Consider the following 15,427-nt stretch of genomic DNA (forward strand, 5'->3'; position numbering starts at 1 on the left):
ATAAAATACGGCGTATTGCCAACTAGGTTCATCACCGGTTTAGTTAGATTAAAGGCGCTTTATGATGATGAAGGATTAAGCACCTGGCGTATTGAGTTGGATAGTCAGGGCAAAGCAAGGTTAAGCATAGGTAGTTCTTTAACAGAGTGCCAGAGCTTAGGAGCAATTGTATATCGAAAATATGATACAATAAAAAATGACAAATCCTAAATCGAACCAGCAAAATTCATTTTTAAAGGAAAGAAGTAATCCAAATGGAAAAGAATATAAGGAAGAATACGATAAAATAAAATCAGGATGTCAAAAGTAAAAAAATATGTAGAGGGTGGCGAAGTTTTTTGTATACCATTATTTTGGATAAGTGAAAATTATGATCCAAATAACCCACTCATATTAAGCAAACAAGATGACAACAAAGTTTTTGCATTTGGACGGGCTATAGAAGACAGAGGCGGTGCAGGGATTTTAGTCGAAATCTTCGATCTTTTAGGCCCTATTAAAACGAAATGTGATGAAATTGTTAATTCGAATCGTTTGTTCGATCCCATATTAATGTTTTGGCAGGGAGTGAGGAAAAAAAGATGGAAAGTTGTTTGTAAAACAGCAAATTATAATAAATATGTTGATTCTGGTTATTCGGATATTAAAATGGTAATGGAAGAAGGGGATGGATTTTATATCAAAACATTTGATACAGGGGAAAAAAGTATTTTGTCTGCAAGCGATGCGAGTAATTATGAATTAGCTAAAATCTGGCATCCGATCCAGTTAGAAAAAAGAATTGCTGAGAGAATTTTATAGGGAACAATTATTAAAATTTTGAAAAGATTAATACTACCCATGCTTCTTACCTGCGAAATACAGGGACAAGATAAAAGCAAACGGCGGTGAACTTTAAAGAGTAGGAACAATATGGACACTAATAGTTTTAAGGGATTAATTAAGCCCTTTATTTGGGTAGAACACGAAAATAACGTTTCTGTATGCCTCAATGTTGGCGAATATAAATCGGAAATTTTCCAATTAAGAGAAGACGAAGGCTTTGAGGGAAACGGCTATGATTGGGGATCTTTAGCAAAAATATTTTTAGAAGAACAAAAGCCCGAATTAATGGAGGTAGTTAAGTTTGACCCCGAAGCAGGAATGTTTTGTGCTTATTCCTCAAATACAGATGCTTTAAAAACTTTTATAATTGCGTTTAAAGAAACCTGCGAAAATGAAACTTTAATACAAGATTTGTTTTCAAGAGCAGAATTAGATTAAAAAAAATACAACATTACTTTTTTGGTTGCTTTCAGCAACCAAAAAAGTAAAACAGGCTGTCATTAAAAACGTAATTATGGCTAAAACAAAAATAGTATTAGAGGAGGGAATGTTATTCTCAATAAAATTAAATGAAAATGCTTGGATTTTGGGACAGCTTTGCAACTTATTTAATATAGAGGGAAAACTTTACGAACAATATACACTTGCATTCTTTAATTATCTTTTTCCTATAGAAGAAAAACTAAAGAGCGAGATAGAAACTTTGGATTTAAGTAAGCCGATAATAATTCTTACTATAAACGGCAATCCTATAAAAAATTACGGGCTTAATATAATTGGGAAAAGGGAAATCAATTACCAGAATGTTCCAAATTATAAAAATGAAATATCCCAGTCATTAGGCTTATATAGAAATAAATCCCAAGATTTTGACCACATTTTAAAAACATTTTTTGGGCTTCATCCTTGGGACGGATTTTATAAAGATAAATATGTAGATGAAGTTCTAACAGAAGGAACAGTTAAAAGAAAAGATGTAAAATATCTGAAAGATTTTAGTGTTGAGGAATTAAAACAAATATTACCTGCCAATAGCATTAAATTAAAACAGATATTGGAAAATCAATAAACTTTAACCGCTTCAATCGAAGCGGTTTTTTTTGTAGTGAAAAAGAAAAAAAGGTGTGGCAAATCCACGCATTAAATTTTATAATTGCTTTACAAAACTTACTTTTTGTTCTCAAAAACAAGAAAAATGAAAAAGTTATCTATAATTTGAATTTTTCAGAACATCTTTTTTTTGTCTAGCATCTCTTTCTCATTTTTCACCCAATATTGTTGATTTTAAACGTTTTAAGAACAGAAAAAAAGCTCAAAAAGCAAGAAGAAAAACCCACCAAATGACCCTAACTCTAAAAATACATTTTGGCTAATTAAAGAAAATGGAAATACGCGAACGGGAAATATCTAAAATAAAAGGCCAAATAAATTTGATTACTGAAATGAGTTTATCGGGAATACTTGCAGGTGACGTATAACAGTTTAAGTATTGGCAGCTGTTGTTTTTTCAATTCCATTCCGTCTTCACTTTTTTACGGTGTAATAGTCCCCACTCCCTCAATGCCACAATTACAGCACCAAGCGAATTTGTATATTCTGTCAGTTCGTATTCAATACCTACAGGTTTCGTGCCATAAACACGCCGGGTTACAAAACCATTTAATTCTAGTTCTTTTAATTCGTGTGAAAGCACTTTTGCAGAAATCTTATTTATTGCCCTTTGAATTTCACCAAAATGCTTGTTGCCTTCAAGCATTGCAACCAAAATTGGAATCCTCCATTTTCCGCCCAATACATATAATGCGTCTTGTATTGGGCCTAATGAGGATTTACATTCCGTTAGATTAGGAAATAGCTCGACAGATTCCTTTAGTTGTTTTGTTATCTCAATCATAAAGTTAGTTACTTAAAGGTAAGTAGTTACATTTGGGTAACCACTTACCTTTTGTAAGCAATTTAGGTATTTTTGTTACACTAAAATTAAAAAGTAAGTAAATGGGAAAAACTATTGTAATAATTGGTGCCGGTCCAGGTGTTGGATTTGCTGTGGCACAACGTTTTGGGAAAGAAGGTTACAATGTAGCTCTTTTGGCAAGAAGTGAAGAAAAATTAAATGACTTGGTTAAACAGCTTGAAGCACAAGAAATTCCGGTTGCTTCTTTTTACGCTGATGTCTTGGATAGAAATTCTTTAAAAGATGCTTTGTTTGCTGTAAAAAAACATTTTGGTTCCATTGATGTTATTGAGTTTAGTCCCACTCCTTCAATGGAAACCATGCGTACACCAAGAAATATTGATGTTGAAAATGCAGCATTCCATTTAGACTTCCAATTGTTAAGCGCAATTACAGTAGTACAAGCGGTGCTGCCTGATATGCTGTCTAAAAAAGAGGGAAGTTTGTTATTTACAACTGCTTCGTCTGCACAAAAACCAACTTCTATGACAGCAAGTTTCGGAATTGCTGCTGGTGCTTTGTTAAATTATATCCGTGTGCTGAACAACGACTTGTCAGCTGAAAATATTTTCGCAGGGATTGTGTCAATTGGTGGGTTGGTGTATAATACCGGCGAACCCGACCAAGAATTATTAAAACATTTCCCTCAGGGGACGCCTGCTATTTCCTCAAGAGAGGTTGCAGAGACACATTGGAAAATGCACTTTGAAAAGAAAGAAAACGAAATCATACTCGGAAAAACTTTTTCGTTTTAAGTCGAATTTTGAGTAAAAAGAAACACAACGTGACTAAATGTTAGTTGTGTTTTTTATGGTAGTCGTAATTTATAATTGCTGCCAACGGTTTTCTAATCGCCGATGTGGCTGGTTTTTAGTACGACAGCTCAATGGAGTTGCTAATAATAATAACCTTGCACAAATAGTAAATCCCAAGCTGGTGCGAGCTTGTAGTTCGCTTCAAAATTAGATTATGAAGTTAAGGGTTACGATTTTCTAAATTTTTGAACTATAGCTTTTATATTAGTACGAGTTAAAAACTCGCACAAACAACTTATTAATTGCAATCCGATCACTAGCATGTTTTTTACTTTTACGGATTTACCATATTCGCACGAATTCTAAAAGTTTTGATGAGTGATTCATAGAAGGCAAACAACTGACTCACCAAATAGCAGGTAATAATTACATGGGTTGTTATAAACTGTACATCTTGTATCTATTAACGACTATGATTATTAGCTACCTAAACAGTACCTGGTTCATAATCAGTATTCCAATAAGTCCGATAACAGAAACCAGCGTTTCCATCAGCGACCAGGACAAAAATGTTTGTTTGATAGATAATCCCAAATACTCTTTAAATAGCCAGAAAGAGGAGTCATTTACGTGCGAACAAAACAGGCTCCCTGAACCGACCGCAAGCACCATTAAATTTGGATCGGCACCATGAGGCCCAACAAGCGGATAAACGATACCGGCAGCGGTGAGGCCAGCTACGGTAGCCGAACCCAGGCAAAGCCTTAACACCGCCGTTATTAACCAGGCCAATAATAAAGGTGGCAGGGTTAGCCCCTGCAAAATTGCGGCAAGGCTGTTGCTCACCCCTGTTTCTACAAATACCTGTTTCAAAATGCCTGCGCTTCCGATTATTAAAAGAATCATCGCTATATCTTTTGTTGCATCAACATAAATGACCATAATGTCAGTCAGCTTTTTACCTGACCTGATTCCTAGTGTAAATGTTGCAATACAAATGGTTAATATCATGGCAATAGTCGGGTCACCGATAAATCCGGCAAAATTTACAACAGCCATATTGCCACTACATAACCTGGTGATCAACGTGGTACCCAAAATGATCAGTACAGGTAACAATGCAGAAACCACACTATTTGTTATCCCCGGCAATTCATTATCGGGCAGTTCATCGGCCTGCAAGGTAACTGTTGGGCTGGATTTCATATTGATTAACACTTTTGCGAAAAGAGGACCTGCTATAATGATGGCAGGTATGGCCACAATTAAACCATAGGTAAAAGTCTTAACCAGATCTGCATTAAACTGGGTAACCAAAGCCATGGGCGATGGATGAGGAGGCAAAAAACCATGCATTACAGACAGCGATGCAAGCATAGGCAAGCCCACATATACCAGGGGTAATTTATAGTTGTACGCTACCGAAAAAATAATTGGAATAAGCAACACAAACCCAACATTATAAAATAATGGAATGCCCACTATAAAACCTGTTAAAGACATGGCCCAGGCGATGTGTTTAGGGCCGAATGTCTTTTTTAATACCGAAGCTATTTTTTGAGCGGCACCACTTGAGGCGACGAGTTTTCCGAGCATGGCACCCAAAACGATAATGATTGCCAGCGATCCTAATGTATCTCCTAATCCTTTATTAATCGTTTGCGGAATACTGGCGGCAGGCATACCTAACAATAAAGCTGCCCCTACCGATACGATTAAAAACGCAAGAAAGGTATTAACCTTCGCCCAGGCAATTAATAATACAAGTGTAACTATACAGCCAAAAAGAATCAGTACATCCATGTTTCTGCTTTAATGAGAGTCTCTGGTTACGGTTGAACCTGAGCCGCCTACTAAAAAGTCCAGATCAGCACCTTTATCTGCCTGCTGAACATGGTTTACATATAAGTTTACATAACCACGTGTTGCAGCAGGAATTGACGGTACCCAATTGCTTCGCCTCAGGGCTAACGCTTCATCACTCACTTCAAGGTGAATACGTTTATTGGCTACATCCAGCTCAATCATGTCGCCGTTTTCTACCAGCGCTAAATTTCCACCAATAGCAGACTCTGGCGATACGTGCAGTATAACCGTGCCATATGCCGTACCACTCATCCTGCCATCCGATATCCTTACCATATCGGTTACGCCCTTGTCTAGTAGTTTTTTTGGTAATGTCATGTTACCTACCTCAGGCATACCCGGATAACCCACCGGACCAACCGTTTTCAAGACCATCACACAAGTTTCATCGATATCCAGATCAGGGTCGTCTACTCTCGCATGGTAATCCTCAATGTTTTCAAACACGACTGCCCTACCCCTGTGCTGCATTAAACCGGGCGTAGCTGCTGATGGCTTTATAACCGCTCCGTTAATTGCCAGATTACCTTTTAGTACCGTAATGCCGGCTTCCTGAATAATCGGCTGCTCAAATTCATAAATAACTTCCTTATTGTAATTTATTCCTTTATCGGCAATGTTTTCGGCATGCGTTTTCCCGCTTACCGTTAGGGTATCCATTTTTAAAACAGATTGCATTTGTTTTATAACAGCAGGTAAACCACCGGCATAGTAAAAATCCTCCATCAAAAATTTCCCTGAAGGCATAAGATTTACCAGAAGCGGCATTTTACTGCCAATATCATCAAAATCGTCTAAGTTTAGCGGCACCCCCATACGCCCTGCAATAGCGGTGAGGTGAATAATAAAGTTTGAGGACCCTCCTACCGCAGCATTTACCTTAATGGCATTTTCAAAAGCATCCCGTGTTAATATTTTAGAAATTTTCAGGTCTTCTTTAACCATTTCAACTATTCTCCTTCCGGATAACTGAGCAAGCCTTTTCCGCCGGGAATCAACGGCAGGTATAGCCGCACCACCCGAAAGGCTCATGCCTAAAGCTTCAACCATACAAGCCATAGTAGAAGCCGTGCCCATGGTCATACAGTGGCCCGGACTTCGAGACATGCAACTTTCTACTTCTGCATATTCATCATAAGTAATTTCGCCTTTCTTTAATTCCTCTGTCAGCTTCCATACGCTTGTTCCTGAGCCGATGTCATGTCCGTGATATTTTCCGTTTAACATGGGGCCGCCAGGAACCACAATTGTCGGTAAATCTACACTTGCCGCTCCCATTAGCGTAGAAGGCGTCGTTTTATCGCAACCCGTAAGTAATACTACACCATCAATAGGATTGCCTCTTATTGATTCCTCTGCATCCATACTGGCGAGATTACGGAACAACATCGCGGTGGGTTTCATGAGCGTTTCACCCAACGACATGATAGGGAATTCGAGCGGAAAGCCGCCAGCCTCCAATACCCCGCGACGAACACTTTCGGCAATATCACGCAGGTGGGCATTGCAAGGTGTAAGTTCAGACCACGTATTACAGATCCCGATTACCGGTCTGCCATCAAACATGTCTTCGGGCATGCCCTGGTTTTTCATCCAGCTACGGTAGATGAGGCCCATTTTATCTTTTTTCCCAAACCAGGTCGAACTTCTATATGATTTCATATTTAGAATATACTATGTTGCGCTATTTTTTAACTTCTTATTTTGATTTTTCGCTAGTGTTCCTGCTTATTGAAAAATCGTTTCACTTGCTTCGGCAGCCGTTTCGAAACCTATAATTTGTTTACCTTATTGATCACGCTACGGTATTTATAAGTGAACCAATCTCTGAAATGGTTATTTTTACCATGTCTCCGCTTTGTAAAGTGAAATCATCGGTGGGAATTATTCCTGTGCCTGTCATTAAATAGGTTCCATGGGGGAAATCCAATTCCCGAAACAAGTAAGCCACTAATTCCGTATGCTTACGTTTCATTTGATTAATGGAAATTTTCTCCTTAAAAAGGATTGCTGAATCTCTGGATATTTCGATACTGATATCGGTATCCGGATCTATTGGACCCTCTGTTACTAAAAGGCAAGGGCCTAAAGCGGTAGCTCCATTGTATGATTTTGCCTGCGGCAGATAAAGTGGATTTTCGCCCTCAATGTCTCTCGATGATACATCATTACCGATTGTATAACCTTCTATAGTGCCTGCTGAGCAAATAAATAAGGTCAGTTCCGGTTCAGGTACGTTCCATTTAGAATCTGCCCTGATCCGTATGTTTCCTCCGGAACCTACTGTACGGTAAGCTGGCGATTTAAAAAAAAGTTCTGGTCGGTCTGCATCATATACCCTGGCATAAAAATCTCCGCCTTGTGCTTCTTTTGATTCCTCTATTCTGGCTTCCCTGCTACGAAAGTAGGTTACACCAGATGCCCATACCTCCTGGTTACCTATAGGCGTTAAAACAGCTGAATTGGTGAGCGCTTGTAAATCTTCGTTAGGCTGGAGTTGTTGCAACTCACTGCTGACCACTTTAAAGAGGTTACTCCTGTTTACAAACTTATCCCAGCTTTTCTCTGCTGTTAAAAAATATTGGTCATCGTGGTTGATAATAATCCCGCTGGAGGTGTTATAAATTCTCATAATTATTTGGTTAAGTTTTTTTGGATCTAAAATTAAGTTTGAACTTTATTTAAGTATCCAGGCGGTAAAATCGAAAGGCAAATAAGTCCTTTTAAAGCACATTTACAGCATAATGTTAATATAATACAATAAAATGCTTCAATACTAAAATTACTGGTTTGCGTTGCCTGATTTGATTACTTTGTAGCTTTTCGATTCGCTACAGGTATCAATGACAGATTTAAAAAATCGCCGTCATTTCGATCCTATAGCTATTGGATGAAGCGCAGCGAAATGGAGAAATCTTTGAACTATGTAAAAAGATTTTGCTTCGCAGAGCATTCTGGTTCTCCACTGCGGTCGAAATGATGCCTCATTAACCCTCCGATGTAGTTGAAAGATTCTAACCCTACCATTGACAGACTCCAATAGAAAAATCGTCATTGCTGATGAACCATCAGGTCTGTGGCCTGAAAAAAACAGGAATGACGTCCTATATTCGCTTTCTAACGTACTAGGTTTAAGGTTTTACATCCTGCAAAACTCATTGAGCTAAGATGTCTAAGGTGGTCATAAAAATTAAAGACTCGCAGTTTAATTAACCACCTTAGACACCTAAGAACATCTAATTCATTAAATAATCCTTCAGGCTTTCACACCATATAAGAACATGTAAGCTTATATGGTCATTAAATGTCTTATATGGTCAAAAAAATAACACTAAATATCAATTGTTTACATAAACGTCATTATAAGGACCGAAGCAATCTTAATGCGCACGCTGGTAGCGATCGTTGTAAGATTGCTTCGTCGGCTGAAAAAGCCTTCTCGCAATGACGATTCCTCACAGTCTACAGCTCGTTAAAAATTCTCCTGTCCATTCATGTTGATTTTAAAGAATAAATTACCCCTCAGGCTAAGGCTATAAACAAAAATATCTGTAATAGAATTTAAAGGAATATTAATACCCGAACTGAGCTTACTACGCAAATTTTTTCTCTTCCGTTTTAAGATAATTATATCGGTAATCCATTGGATTTTTTTTCGTAAGCGCTTTAAACTGATGATAGAAATGAGAAATATTATTGTAGCCACAGGCATAGCCCACCTCAGTCATGTTAAATTCCTCTTCTAACAACAATCGGCATGCATTTCCAATTCTCACTTCCATTAAAAACTGGATGTATGTTTTCTTTGTTTTGGATTTAAAGTACCTGCAAAAAGAGTGTTTTCCCATGTTAATTAATTCAGCTACATCCTCCAGCGCTACTTTTTTGTGGTAATTATTAAACGTGTATTCGAATATCGTGTTAATGCGGTTTTGGTCGATGCTGTTCACCTCTGGGTTAAAGCCGTTGGATGATATAATTTCATATTCTTTCGTAGCCGCTATGATTTCTAAAGCGGATAATAAACTGATTAATTTACGGGCAGGCGATTCGTGAAGCATTTCTTCCGCTATTTTACCAACCTTTCGCCTGGTTGCTCCTTTTAAACGCAAACCCAGCTTACTTGTATTCAGCAATTTCACAATCGGACTAATTTCAGGAAGATTCAAAAATGCATCACCCCAAATGTTGTTTTCAAAAAGAACCACGATGGTTTCTCCAACTTTTTCGGTATCGCTTTCCAGGTATTTTTGTTCACACCGGAAAGTATGTGGCAGGTTTGATCCAAATAAAAATACATCACCATTTTTAAACGGACCAACATGGTCGCCTATCAGGCAGGTACCATAAGTTCTTTTAACAACTAACAGTTCGCACTCGGGGTGATAATGCCAGGCGCTTAATATCGCATGCCCTATATCCTTATGGATATTAAAGGAATGCTCCGGGTTTGGAGTAGCCTTTTTTAACGTAGCCTTCATGTTTATAATTGGTTAACTATAGCATGAAATTATAAATTATGTACGATATAATGCATATCTATTACCTGTTGATGCTAAGTATATTAACAACGTCAGGGTTTATTATTTAGGCAGCAGATTGGTTTTACGTCAAAACAATCCCATAAGTAATTGATAAACAGACATATTTTGAATAATTTATCATACAGCAACCAATACTGCAAAGAAACAGCTATGTTAATATGTTACAATTTTTTGCTGTAATACTGAAATTGCTTTTCAGTAAAGTTGTCTTTATTTGCTTAAGTAACATAACTGTTTCAAAACCAAATATAAAAGAAATTGAGGCTTCTATTCTTCGCAACTATTTTCTTCAGATAAACTATTTAGCCCAGGCATATTTGCCATGGATGATTAGAACAGAGATTGATTAACTAACAAACCAATATAATCATATGAGATAGATTTACTTCACATTCAAGCACCATATGTAGTCGTTAAACGCGTATGTTCCGAACTGACAGCAATCACCTCTTCTGCGGTTATTTAAGCTGTTTATTAAAAACCAATTCTAACCAAATTATAATGATGAAAAAAAAATTACTTCCACTGGTATTTACCTGTACTGTGTTAACGGTATTCATTCTTTTCGAATCCGCAAGCGCTTCAGCTGGTGGGCTAACAACCGCAATATTTAGCAAATCTTTACCAGCAAAAAAGTTAAAATTAGCTCCGATAGGCATTACAGGTAAAGTGACCGATGAACAGGGCGTTGGTTTACCCGGCGTTAGCGTTGCTGAAAAGGGAACACGAAATGCCACTATAACCAGTTCATCCGGCAGTTATACGATAAATGTTGCCAATACCAATGCCGTGTTGGTGTTCACATCCATTGGCTATAAACCGGTAGAAATAACGGTAAATGCAAAAACCGTTGTTAATGTTTCAATGCTGGCGGCTACAAATGCTTTAAATGAGGTGATCGTAACTGCCCTCGGTATAAAGAGGGAGGCCAAAAGCCTGGGTTACTCGGCTCAAAAAGCTGATGTAGAGGCATTACAAACCAACCGCACGACTAACCTTGCCAATTCGCTTGAGGGCCAAATCGCCGGATTGGACGTTTCCCCTCCCGCTGCAGGGCCAGGTGGGAGTACAAAGATTCGTTTGCGTGGACAATCTTCTTTCACTGCAGACAATTCGCCGCTAATCGTAATCAATGGCTTGCCAATGTCGCAGGGTGCAAGCAGTAGCAATGGTTATACACAAAACGTAGACCAGGGAGATAATTTGCAAGGTATCAATCAGGACGATATCGAATCGATGACTGTTCTGAAAGGATCTACTGCTGCAGCCTTGTATGGTTCGCGTGCCGTTAACGGAGCAATCATTATTACCACAAAGTCGGGAGCTAAGAATAGTGGAATAGGGATTGACTTTAACTCTAATTTCACGGTAAACCAGGCGCTTGATTATACAGATTTTCAATATGAATACGGGCAAGGTGAGAATAATATTCGCCCGTCTTCAGTAGGTACTGCGCAGAGTTCTGGTGCATGGAGTTTTGGTGTGCCATTTGACAATGTACCAACGTTCCAGTTCGACGGCGTTCAACGTCCCTATGCGCCTGTTAAAGACCGGATAAAGACGTTCTTCAGACTTGCCCCATCCTGGAGTAATACCGTTGCACTTTCTGGCGGTAATGACAAGGGAAGTTTTCGGGTATCCCTTTCTAATCAGGATGCTCAGGGCATAGTGCCAAACAACGATTTTCATAAAAAGATTTTTAACGTTGGCATTAACTATAAACTTACCGAAAAATTAACTGCACAATTTTACGTTAACTACGATCACCAGTTTAATAACAATCCGCCACTTGTAGGCGTACAGGGAAATGCAATTCCTACCTCAATTTACAGGCTGGCTAACTCCATTTCTTTTGATGTACTCAAGGCAGGTGCAATAGATGCCAACGGAAATGAAACACCAACTTCGAGGTTTGCTACCATTACCAACCCCTACTGGATATTAGCGAACCAGTTTCAAAGACAAACAAAAGATCATTTATTAGGTACTGCTGTGGTCCGCTATCAGTTTTTCGATTGGCTATATCTTCAGGGCAGGGCAAATATGGACCTTTTGCAAACTACCTATGAATCAAACACTCCTACTGGTACGCTGGCCGTATCTGCAGCACCAACGGGACTGTATAATGGTAGCTATGGAATAAGTACATCAAGTACACGCCAGAATAACTTTGACTTCTTGTTGGGTGGCGGGCATAAGTGGAAAGATTTTTCATTTAATGCAACAGTAGGTGGTAATCACTTTCCCTTAATTACCTCTACATTTAACGAGGCGGTAACCAACTTTTACATCAGAGATTTATATACCATTGGGAACGGTGTTACGGCAAATTCGAGTTACAACTTGACTAAACAAACCGTAAATTCATTGTATGGTACTGCAGAATTTTCCTACAAAGATTTATTATACCTGAATGTTACCGGCCGTACAGACTGGTATTCGGTACTCGCCAGAGATATAGATCATTATTTCTACCCTTCAGTTAGCGGAAGTTTCGTTTTTTCGGAATTACTTCCAAAAACAAAATGGTTAAATTTTGGAAAGCTTAGAGTTGCTGTTGCAGAAACGGGGAGCGCCCAGGGAGTTGGCGCCTACAATGCATTAACATTTTTGCTTGCTCAGAATTCATTCAACGGGCTTCCATTAGGCAGTATAAACGGAACAGCTTCACCAAACACCCAGATTAAGCCTTTTGGCGTAAATGAAAAAGAAATTGGTATTGAGTTACGCATGTTCAACAATAGGGTGAATCTGGACGTGGCTGCATACCATAAAAAAACGACTAATCAAGCCGTTCCGATAAGCCTGTCTGCAGCAACCGGATATGCCACAACGCTGGTTAATTTAGGTGGTTTAGCCAATAAAGGATTAGAATTTAACCTGGAATTAATCCCCATCCAGAACAAAAACTTTACCTGGAAAACGGCTTTTAATTCTGCTTTCAACTCTTCAAAGGTATTGTCATTAGCGAACAACCAATCGCAACTGGTAGTGGGCAGTCCTGAATTTTTTGGGTCTATTGTCCACATGGTAGGCTTACCCCTTAACCAGATTGTAGGTTCCACTTACAAGCGTGATGCTTCCGGAAACATCGTATTATCGGGAGGCAAACCCGTAGCAAGTGATAAACCGGTTAGTTTTGGTAGTGGCCTTCCTACAGCAACAGGGGGCTGGCTAAATACGTTGAATTACAAAGGCTTTACCTTTATCTCCCATATTGATTATAAGGCAGGTGGTAAATTGCTCTCGAGCACAAGTTTAAACTTATTAAGAGAAGGTTTATCAAAAGAATCATTACCTGGCCGTGAAGGTGGCGTAATTTTTCCTGGCGTAAATGCTACTAATGGATTACCAAATACCACTGCTGTAAACGCAGAAGATTTTTACGCAAATTATCGTTCAACGAATATCTTAGACCCATTCATTTACAGCTCAAGCTTTGTTAAATTAAGAAGCCTTTCGTTGGGATACGACTTGTCTAAATTTATCAATAAAAAATACGTAAAAAGCTTAGTGCTATCGGCCGTATGCCGTAATGTATTGATCATCAAGAAATATACGCCCAACATTGATCCTGAAGCAATTGCCTCAAGCGGAGATAACTTAACAGGTTATGAGCAGGCATCACTACCAACAACACGTACTTACGGATTTAACTTAAATGTAAAATTCTAACGCTTTATACAATATGAAAAATTTAATCAGAATTATAGCCATCGCCATCTGGGTTACAGTAATTTCCAGTTGCAATAAAGGGTTTGATAAATTGAATATTAATCCAAATAATCCGACAGAACTCGACGCGGCATTCTTGTTTACGAGTGCACAATTTGGAACGCATGGAGCTACGATGGAAACTGAGCCGACAATTGTGCAGCAATTTGTAAATCCGTTTTCGGGAATCACCTCGGCGTTTAATTTTAACCAGCTGAATCAAACTTATACTTCGTCAAAATGGAATGCTGAGTATACGGGAACAAATACTGGCGCAACAAGTTCTTCAGGCCCTGTTCAATTACTTGTGCAGATATTAAGCCAGATCAAAGGCAATCCGGCAAGAACAAATTTATATAACGAAGCCAGAATCTGGAAAGCCTACCAATTTATGATGCTGGTAGACAGTTACGGAAATGTACCTTATAGTGAAGCCGGACAAGCCTATTTATCAAATGTGCTTACCCCTAAATACGATAACCAGGCAGCGATTTACACCGACCTGATTAAAGAAGTTACGGAGGCAACGGCAGCTTTAGATCCGGCAAAGGATATCGTAAAGGCTGATGTGTTTTACGGTGGCAATATCGCCCAATGGAAAAGATTGGGGTATTCCTTATTGCTTCGGTTGGGCATGAGGTATAGTAAAATAGATCCGGGAAAAGCGCAAGCTATTGTGCAAGCTGCCGTAACTGGCGGTGTAATGACATCAAATGCCGACAACTGTTATCTGAAATACAATACCACTTATGTGAATCCCGTAAGCCAGACGATTACGGCAATAGCGAATACGTATTATTTAGCGGCTCCCTTTGTAGATCAACTAAAAAATAGTGGTGACCCGCGATTGAAGTTTATATCCGGAAAATACGCCAACCCATTAGCGGCGCCTACCTCCGTACCAGATACTATATCTGCAAACCAGTTCGGACTTCCTGTGGGCTATAGCAGTGCTACTTTATCAACCGCTCCGGGATTTAGAGGTGCTAACGGCTCCGGTTTTAATTATTCGCAGGTTAATTATAGTATTTTCGGCAGTTTAACTGCTCCGCAATTTTTTATCACTCACGCTCAAACGCAATTCCTGCTGGCAGAGGCCGCTGTTAGAGGCTGGATAACCGGTGGTAGTACACCAGATGTTTATTATGCTAATGGTATACGGGCGGCAATGGACCAATGGACAACCTATAACCCGGCAGCCATCATTCCTTTAGCTACGCAAAATGCATTTATTAATAATCCCGTTAACGCTTATAATACGGCAAATGCACTCAACCTGATTAATACGCAATATTGGGTGGCTTCCTGGGGCAATGGTACTGAGGCATTCGCCAACTTCAGGAGGAGCGGTTTTCCAGCCTTATCGCCCAATACCATCGCAGGGCAAAACATTACTGGTGGTTTTGTTCGACGCTTTGTTTATCCAACGCTTGAGCTTTCTGCAAATGCAACGAATTACCAGGCAGCGGTTGCAGACAATGGCGGGCCGGATAATATGGACACACGTATTTTTTGGGATAAATAGAAAAATCCTCTATAGTAATCAAGGTTTACCTTTTTGATCAGCTAAATCCGAAGAGGCTGGATCATAAATTGTAATTCAATTGAACTTGTCACGTTGTCCAAAGGACTCCTATGGAGAGCCTGTTTAAATGTCTTAAAAGACATTTAAACAGGTCCTTCGACAAGCTACCATAGACAGAATCCATTAGCACGGCCGTCATTCCCGCGCAGGCGGGAATCTTAAAGCGCACGCTGTTAGCGATCGT

The 15,427-nt window shown here is 39.1% G+C and carries 12 protein-coding genes; 7 read left to right on the forward strand and 5 right to left on the reverse strand.

Going from position 1 to position 15,427, the window contains the following annotated elements:
- Positions 1–15: 15 nt before the first annotated feature.
- The 4 genes from KYH19_RS11145 to KYH19_RS11160 all read left to right on the forward strand — a co-directional run bounded on the left by KYH19_RS11145 (position 16) and on the right by KYH19_RS11160 (position 1,894).
- Positions 16–210 (forward strand): hypothetical protein, encoded by a 195-nt coding sequence (locus KYH19_RS11145; RefSeq protein WP_219078750.1) that lies wholly within the window; start codon positions 16–18, stop codon positions 208–210.
- Between the two features lie 87 nt (positions 211–297).
- Positions 298–801: an Imm26 family immunity protein gene (locus KYH19_RS11150; RefSeq protein WP_219078751.1), complete on the forward strand. Its 504-nt coding sequence runs from the start codon at positions 298–300 to the stop codon at positions 799–801.
- 111 nt (positions 802–912) lie between these two features.
- Positions 913–1,263 carry an immunity 51 family protein gene (locus KYH19_RS11155; protein ID WP_219078752.1) on the forward strand — a complete coding sequence of 117 codons (351 nt, stop codon included), beginning with the start codon at positions 913–915 and terminating at the stop codon, positions 1,261–1,263.
- A 76-nt stretch (positions 1,264–1,339) separates the two neighbouring features.
- Entirely contained in the window at positions 1,340–1,894 is a 555-nt protein-coding gene (locus KYH19_RS11160; RefSeq protein ID WP_219078753.1) for a hypothetical protein, read from the forward strand.
- Between the two features lie 438 nt (positions 1,895–2,332).
- Here the strand turns inward: KYH19_RS11160 and KYH19_RS11165 are convergent, their stop codons facing one another.
- Positions 2,333–2,719, reverse strand: coding sequence for a helix-turn-helix domain-containing protein (locus KYH19_RS11165; RefSeq protein ID WP_219078754.1), 387 nt, complete (start codon positions 2,717–2,719; stop codon positions 2,333–2,335).
- 101 nt (positions 2,720–2,820) lie between these two features.
- Between KYH19_RS11165 and KYH19_RS11170 the strand changes: the two genes are divergently transcribed.
- The gene (locus KYH19_RS11170) at positions 2,821–3,534 is read left to right on the forward strand and encodes an SDR family oxidoreductase (protein ID WP_219078755.1); all 714 of its coding nucleotides are present in this window, start codon (positions 2,821–2,823) and stop codon (positions 3,532–3,534) included.
- A gap of 483 nt (positions 3,535–4,017) precedes the next feature.
- Here KYH19_RS11170 and KYH19_RS11175 read toward each other — a convergent pair whose 3' ends face one another.
- The 4 genes from KYH19_RS11175 to KYH19_RS11190 all read right to left on the reverse strand — a co-directional run bounded on the left by KYH19_RS11175 (position 4,018) and on the right by KYH19_RS11190 (position 9,881).
- Complete coding sequence (locus KYH19_RS11175) at positions 4,018–5,337, reverse strand: gluconate:H+ symporter (protein WP_219078756.1); 1,320 nt, start codon at positions 5,335–5,337, stop codon at positions 4,018–4,020.
- Positions 5,338–5,346: 9 nt separating this feature from the next.
- Positions 5,347–7,062, reverse strand: a complete 1,716-nt coding sequence (locus KYH19_RS11180; protein WP_219078757.1) for an IlvD/Edd family dehydratase — start codon at positions 7,060–7,062, stop codon at positions 5,347–5,349.
- A 133-nt stretch (positions 7,063–7,195) separates the two neighbouring features.
- The gene (locus tag KYH19_RS11185; RefSeq protein WP_255562624.1) at positions 7,196–8,032 is read right to left on the reverse strand and encodes a fumarylacetoacetate hydrolase family protein; all 837 of its coding nucleotides are present in this window, start codon (positions 8,030–8,032) and stop codon (positions 7,196–7,198) included.
- A 961-nt stretch (positions 8,033–8,993) separates the two neighbouring features.
- On the reverse strand, positions 8,994–9,881 hold the full coding sequence (locus tag KYH19_RS11190) for an AraC family transcriptional regulator (protein WP_132396759.1): 888 nt from the start codon (positions 9,879–9,881) through the stop codon (positions 8,994–8,996).
- A 564-nt stretch (positions 9,882–10,445) separates the two neighbouring features.
- On the opposite strand from KYH19_RS11190, the gene KYH19_RS11195 reads away from it, so the two are divergent.
- Positions 10,446–13,619, forward strand: coding sequence for a SusC/RagA family TonB-linked outer membrane protein (locus KYH19_RS11195; RefSeq protein ID WP_219078758.1), 3,174 nt, complete (start codon positions 10,446–10,448; stop codon positions 13,617–13,619).
- 13 nt (positions 13,620–13,632) lie between these two features.
- The gene (locus KYH19_RS11200; RefSeq protein WP_219078759.1) at positions 13,633–15,183 is read left to right on the forward strand and encodes a SusD/RagB family nutrient-binding outer membrane lipoprotein; all 1,551 of its coding nucleotides are present in this window, start codon (positions 13,633–13,635) and stop codon (positions 15,181–15,183) included.
- Positions 15,184–15,427 lie beyond the last annotated feature (244 nt).

Origin of the sequence: Pedobacter sp. D749, from assembly GCF_019317285.1 — a bacterium.
GTDB lineage: Bacteria > Bacteroidota > Bacteroidia > Sphingobacteriales > Sphingobacteriaceae > Pedobacter.

Coding starts and splice junctions, on each gene's coding strand:
- KYH19_RS11160 (WP_219078753.1), top strand. CDS start 1,340: ATGGCTAAAACAAAAATAGTATTAGAGGAGGGAATGTTATTCTCAATA.
- KYH19_RS11190 (WP_132396759.1), bottom strand. CDS start 9,881: ATGAAGGCTACGTTAAAAAAGGCTACTCCAAACCCGGAGCATTCCTTT.
- KYH19_RS11150 (WP_219078751.1), top strand. CDS start 298: ATGTCAAAAGTAAAAAAATATGTAGAGGGTGGCGAAGTTTTTTGTATA.
- KYH19_RS11175 (WP_219078756.1), bottom strand. CDS start 5,337: ATGGATGTACTGATTCTTTTTGGCTGTATAGTTACACTTGTATTATTA.
- KYH19_RS11195 (WP_219078758.1), top strand. CDS start 10,446: ATGATGAAAAAAAAATTACTTCCACTGGTATTTACCTGTACTGTGTTA.
- KYH19_RS11180 (WP_219078757.1), bottom strand. CDS start 7,062: ATGAAATCATATAGAAGTTCGACCTGGTTTGGGAAAAAAGATAAAATG.
- KYH19_RS11155 (WP_219078752.1), top strand. CDS start 913: ATGGACACTAATAGTTTTAAGGGATTAATTAAGCCCTTTATTTGGGTA.
- KYH19_RS11165 (WP_219078754.1), bottom strand. CDS start 2,719: ATGATTGAGATAACAAAACAACTAAAGGAATCTGTCGAGCTATTTCCT.
- KYH19_RS11170 (WP_219078755.1), top strand. CDS start 2,821: ATGGGAAAAACTATTGTAATAATTGGTGCCGGTCCAGGTGTTGGATTT.
- KYH19_RS11200 (WP_219078759.1), top strand. CDS start 13,633: ATGAAAAATTTAATCAGAATTATAGCCATCGCCATCTGGGTTACAGTA.
- KYH19_RS11185 (WP_255562624.1), bottom strand. CDS start 8,032: ATGAGAATTTATAACACCTCCAGCGGGATTATTATCAACCACGATGAC.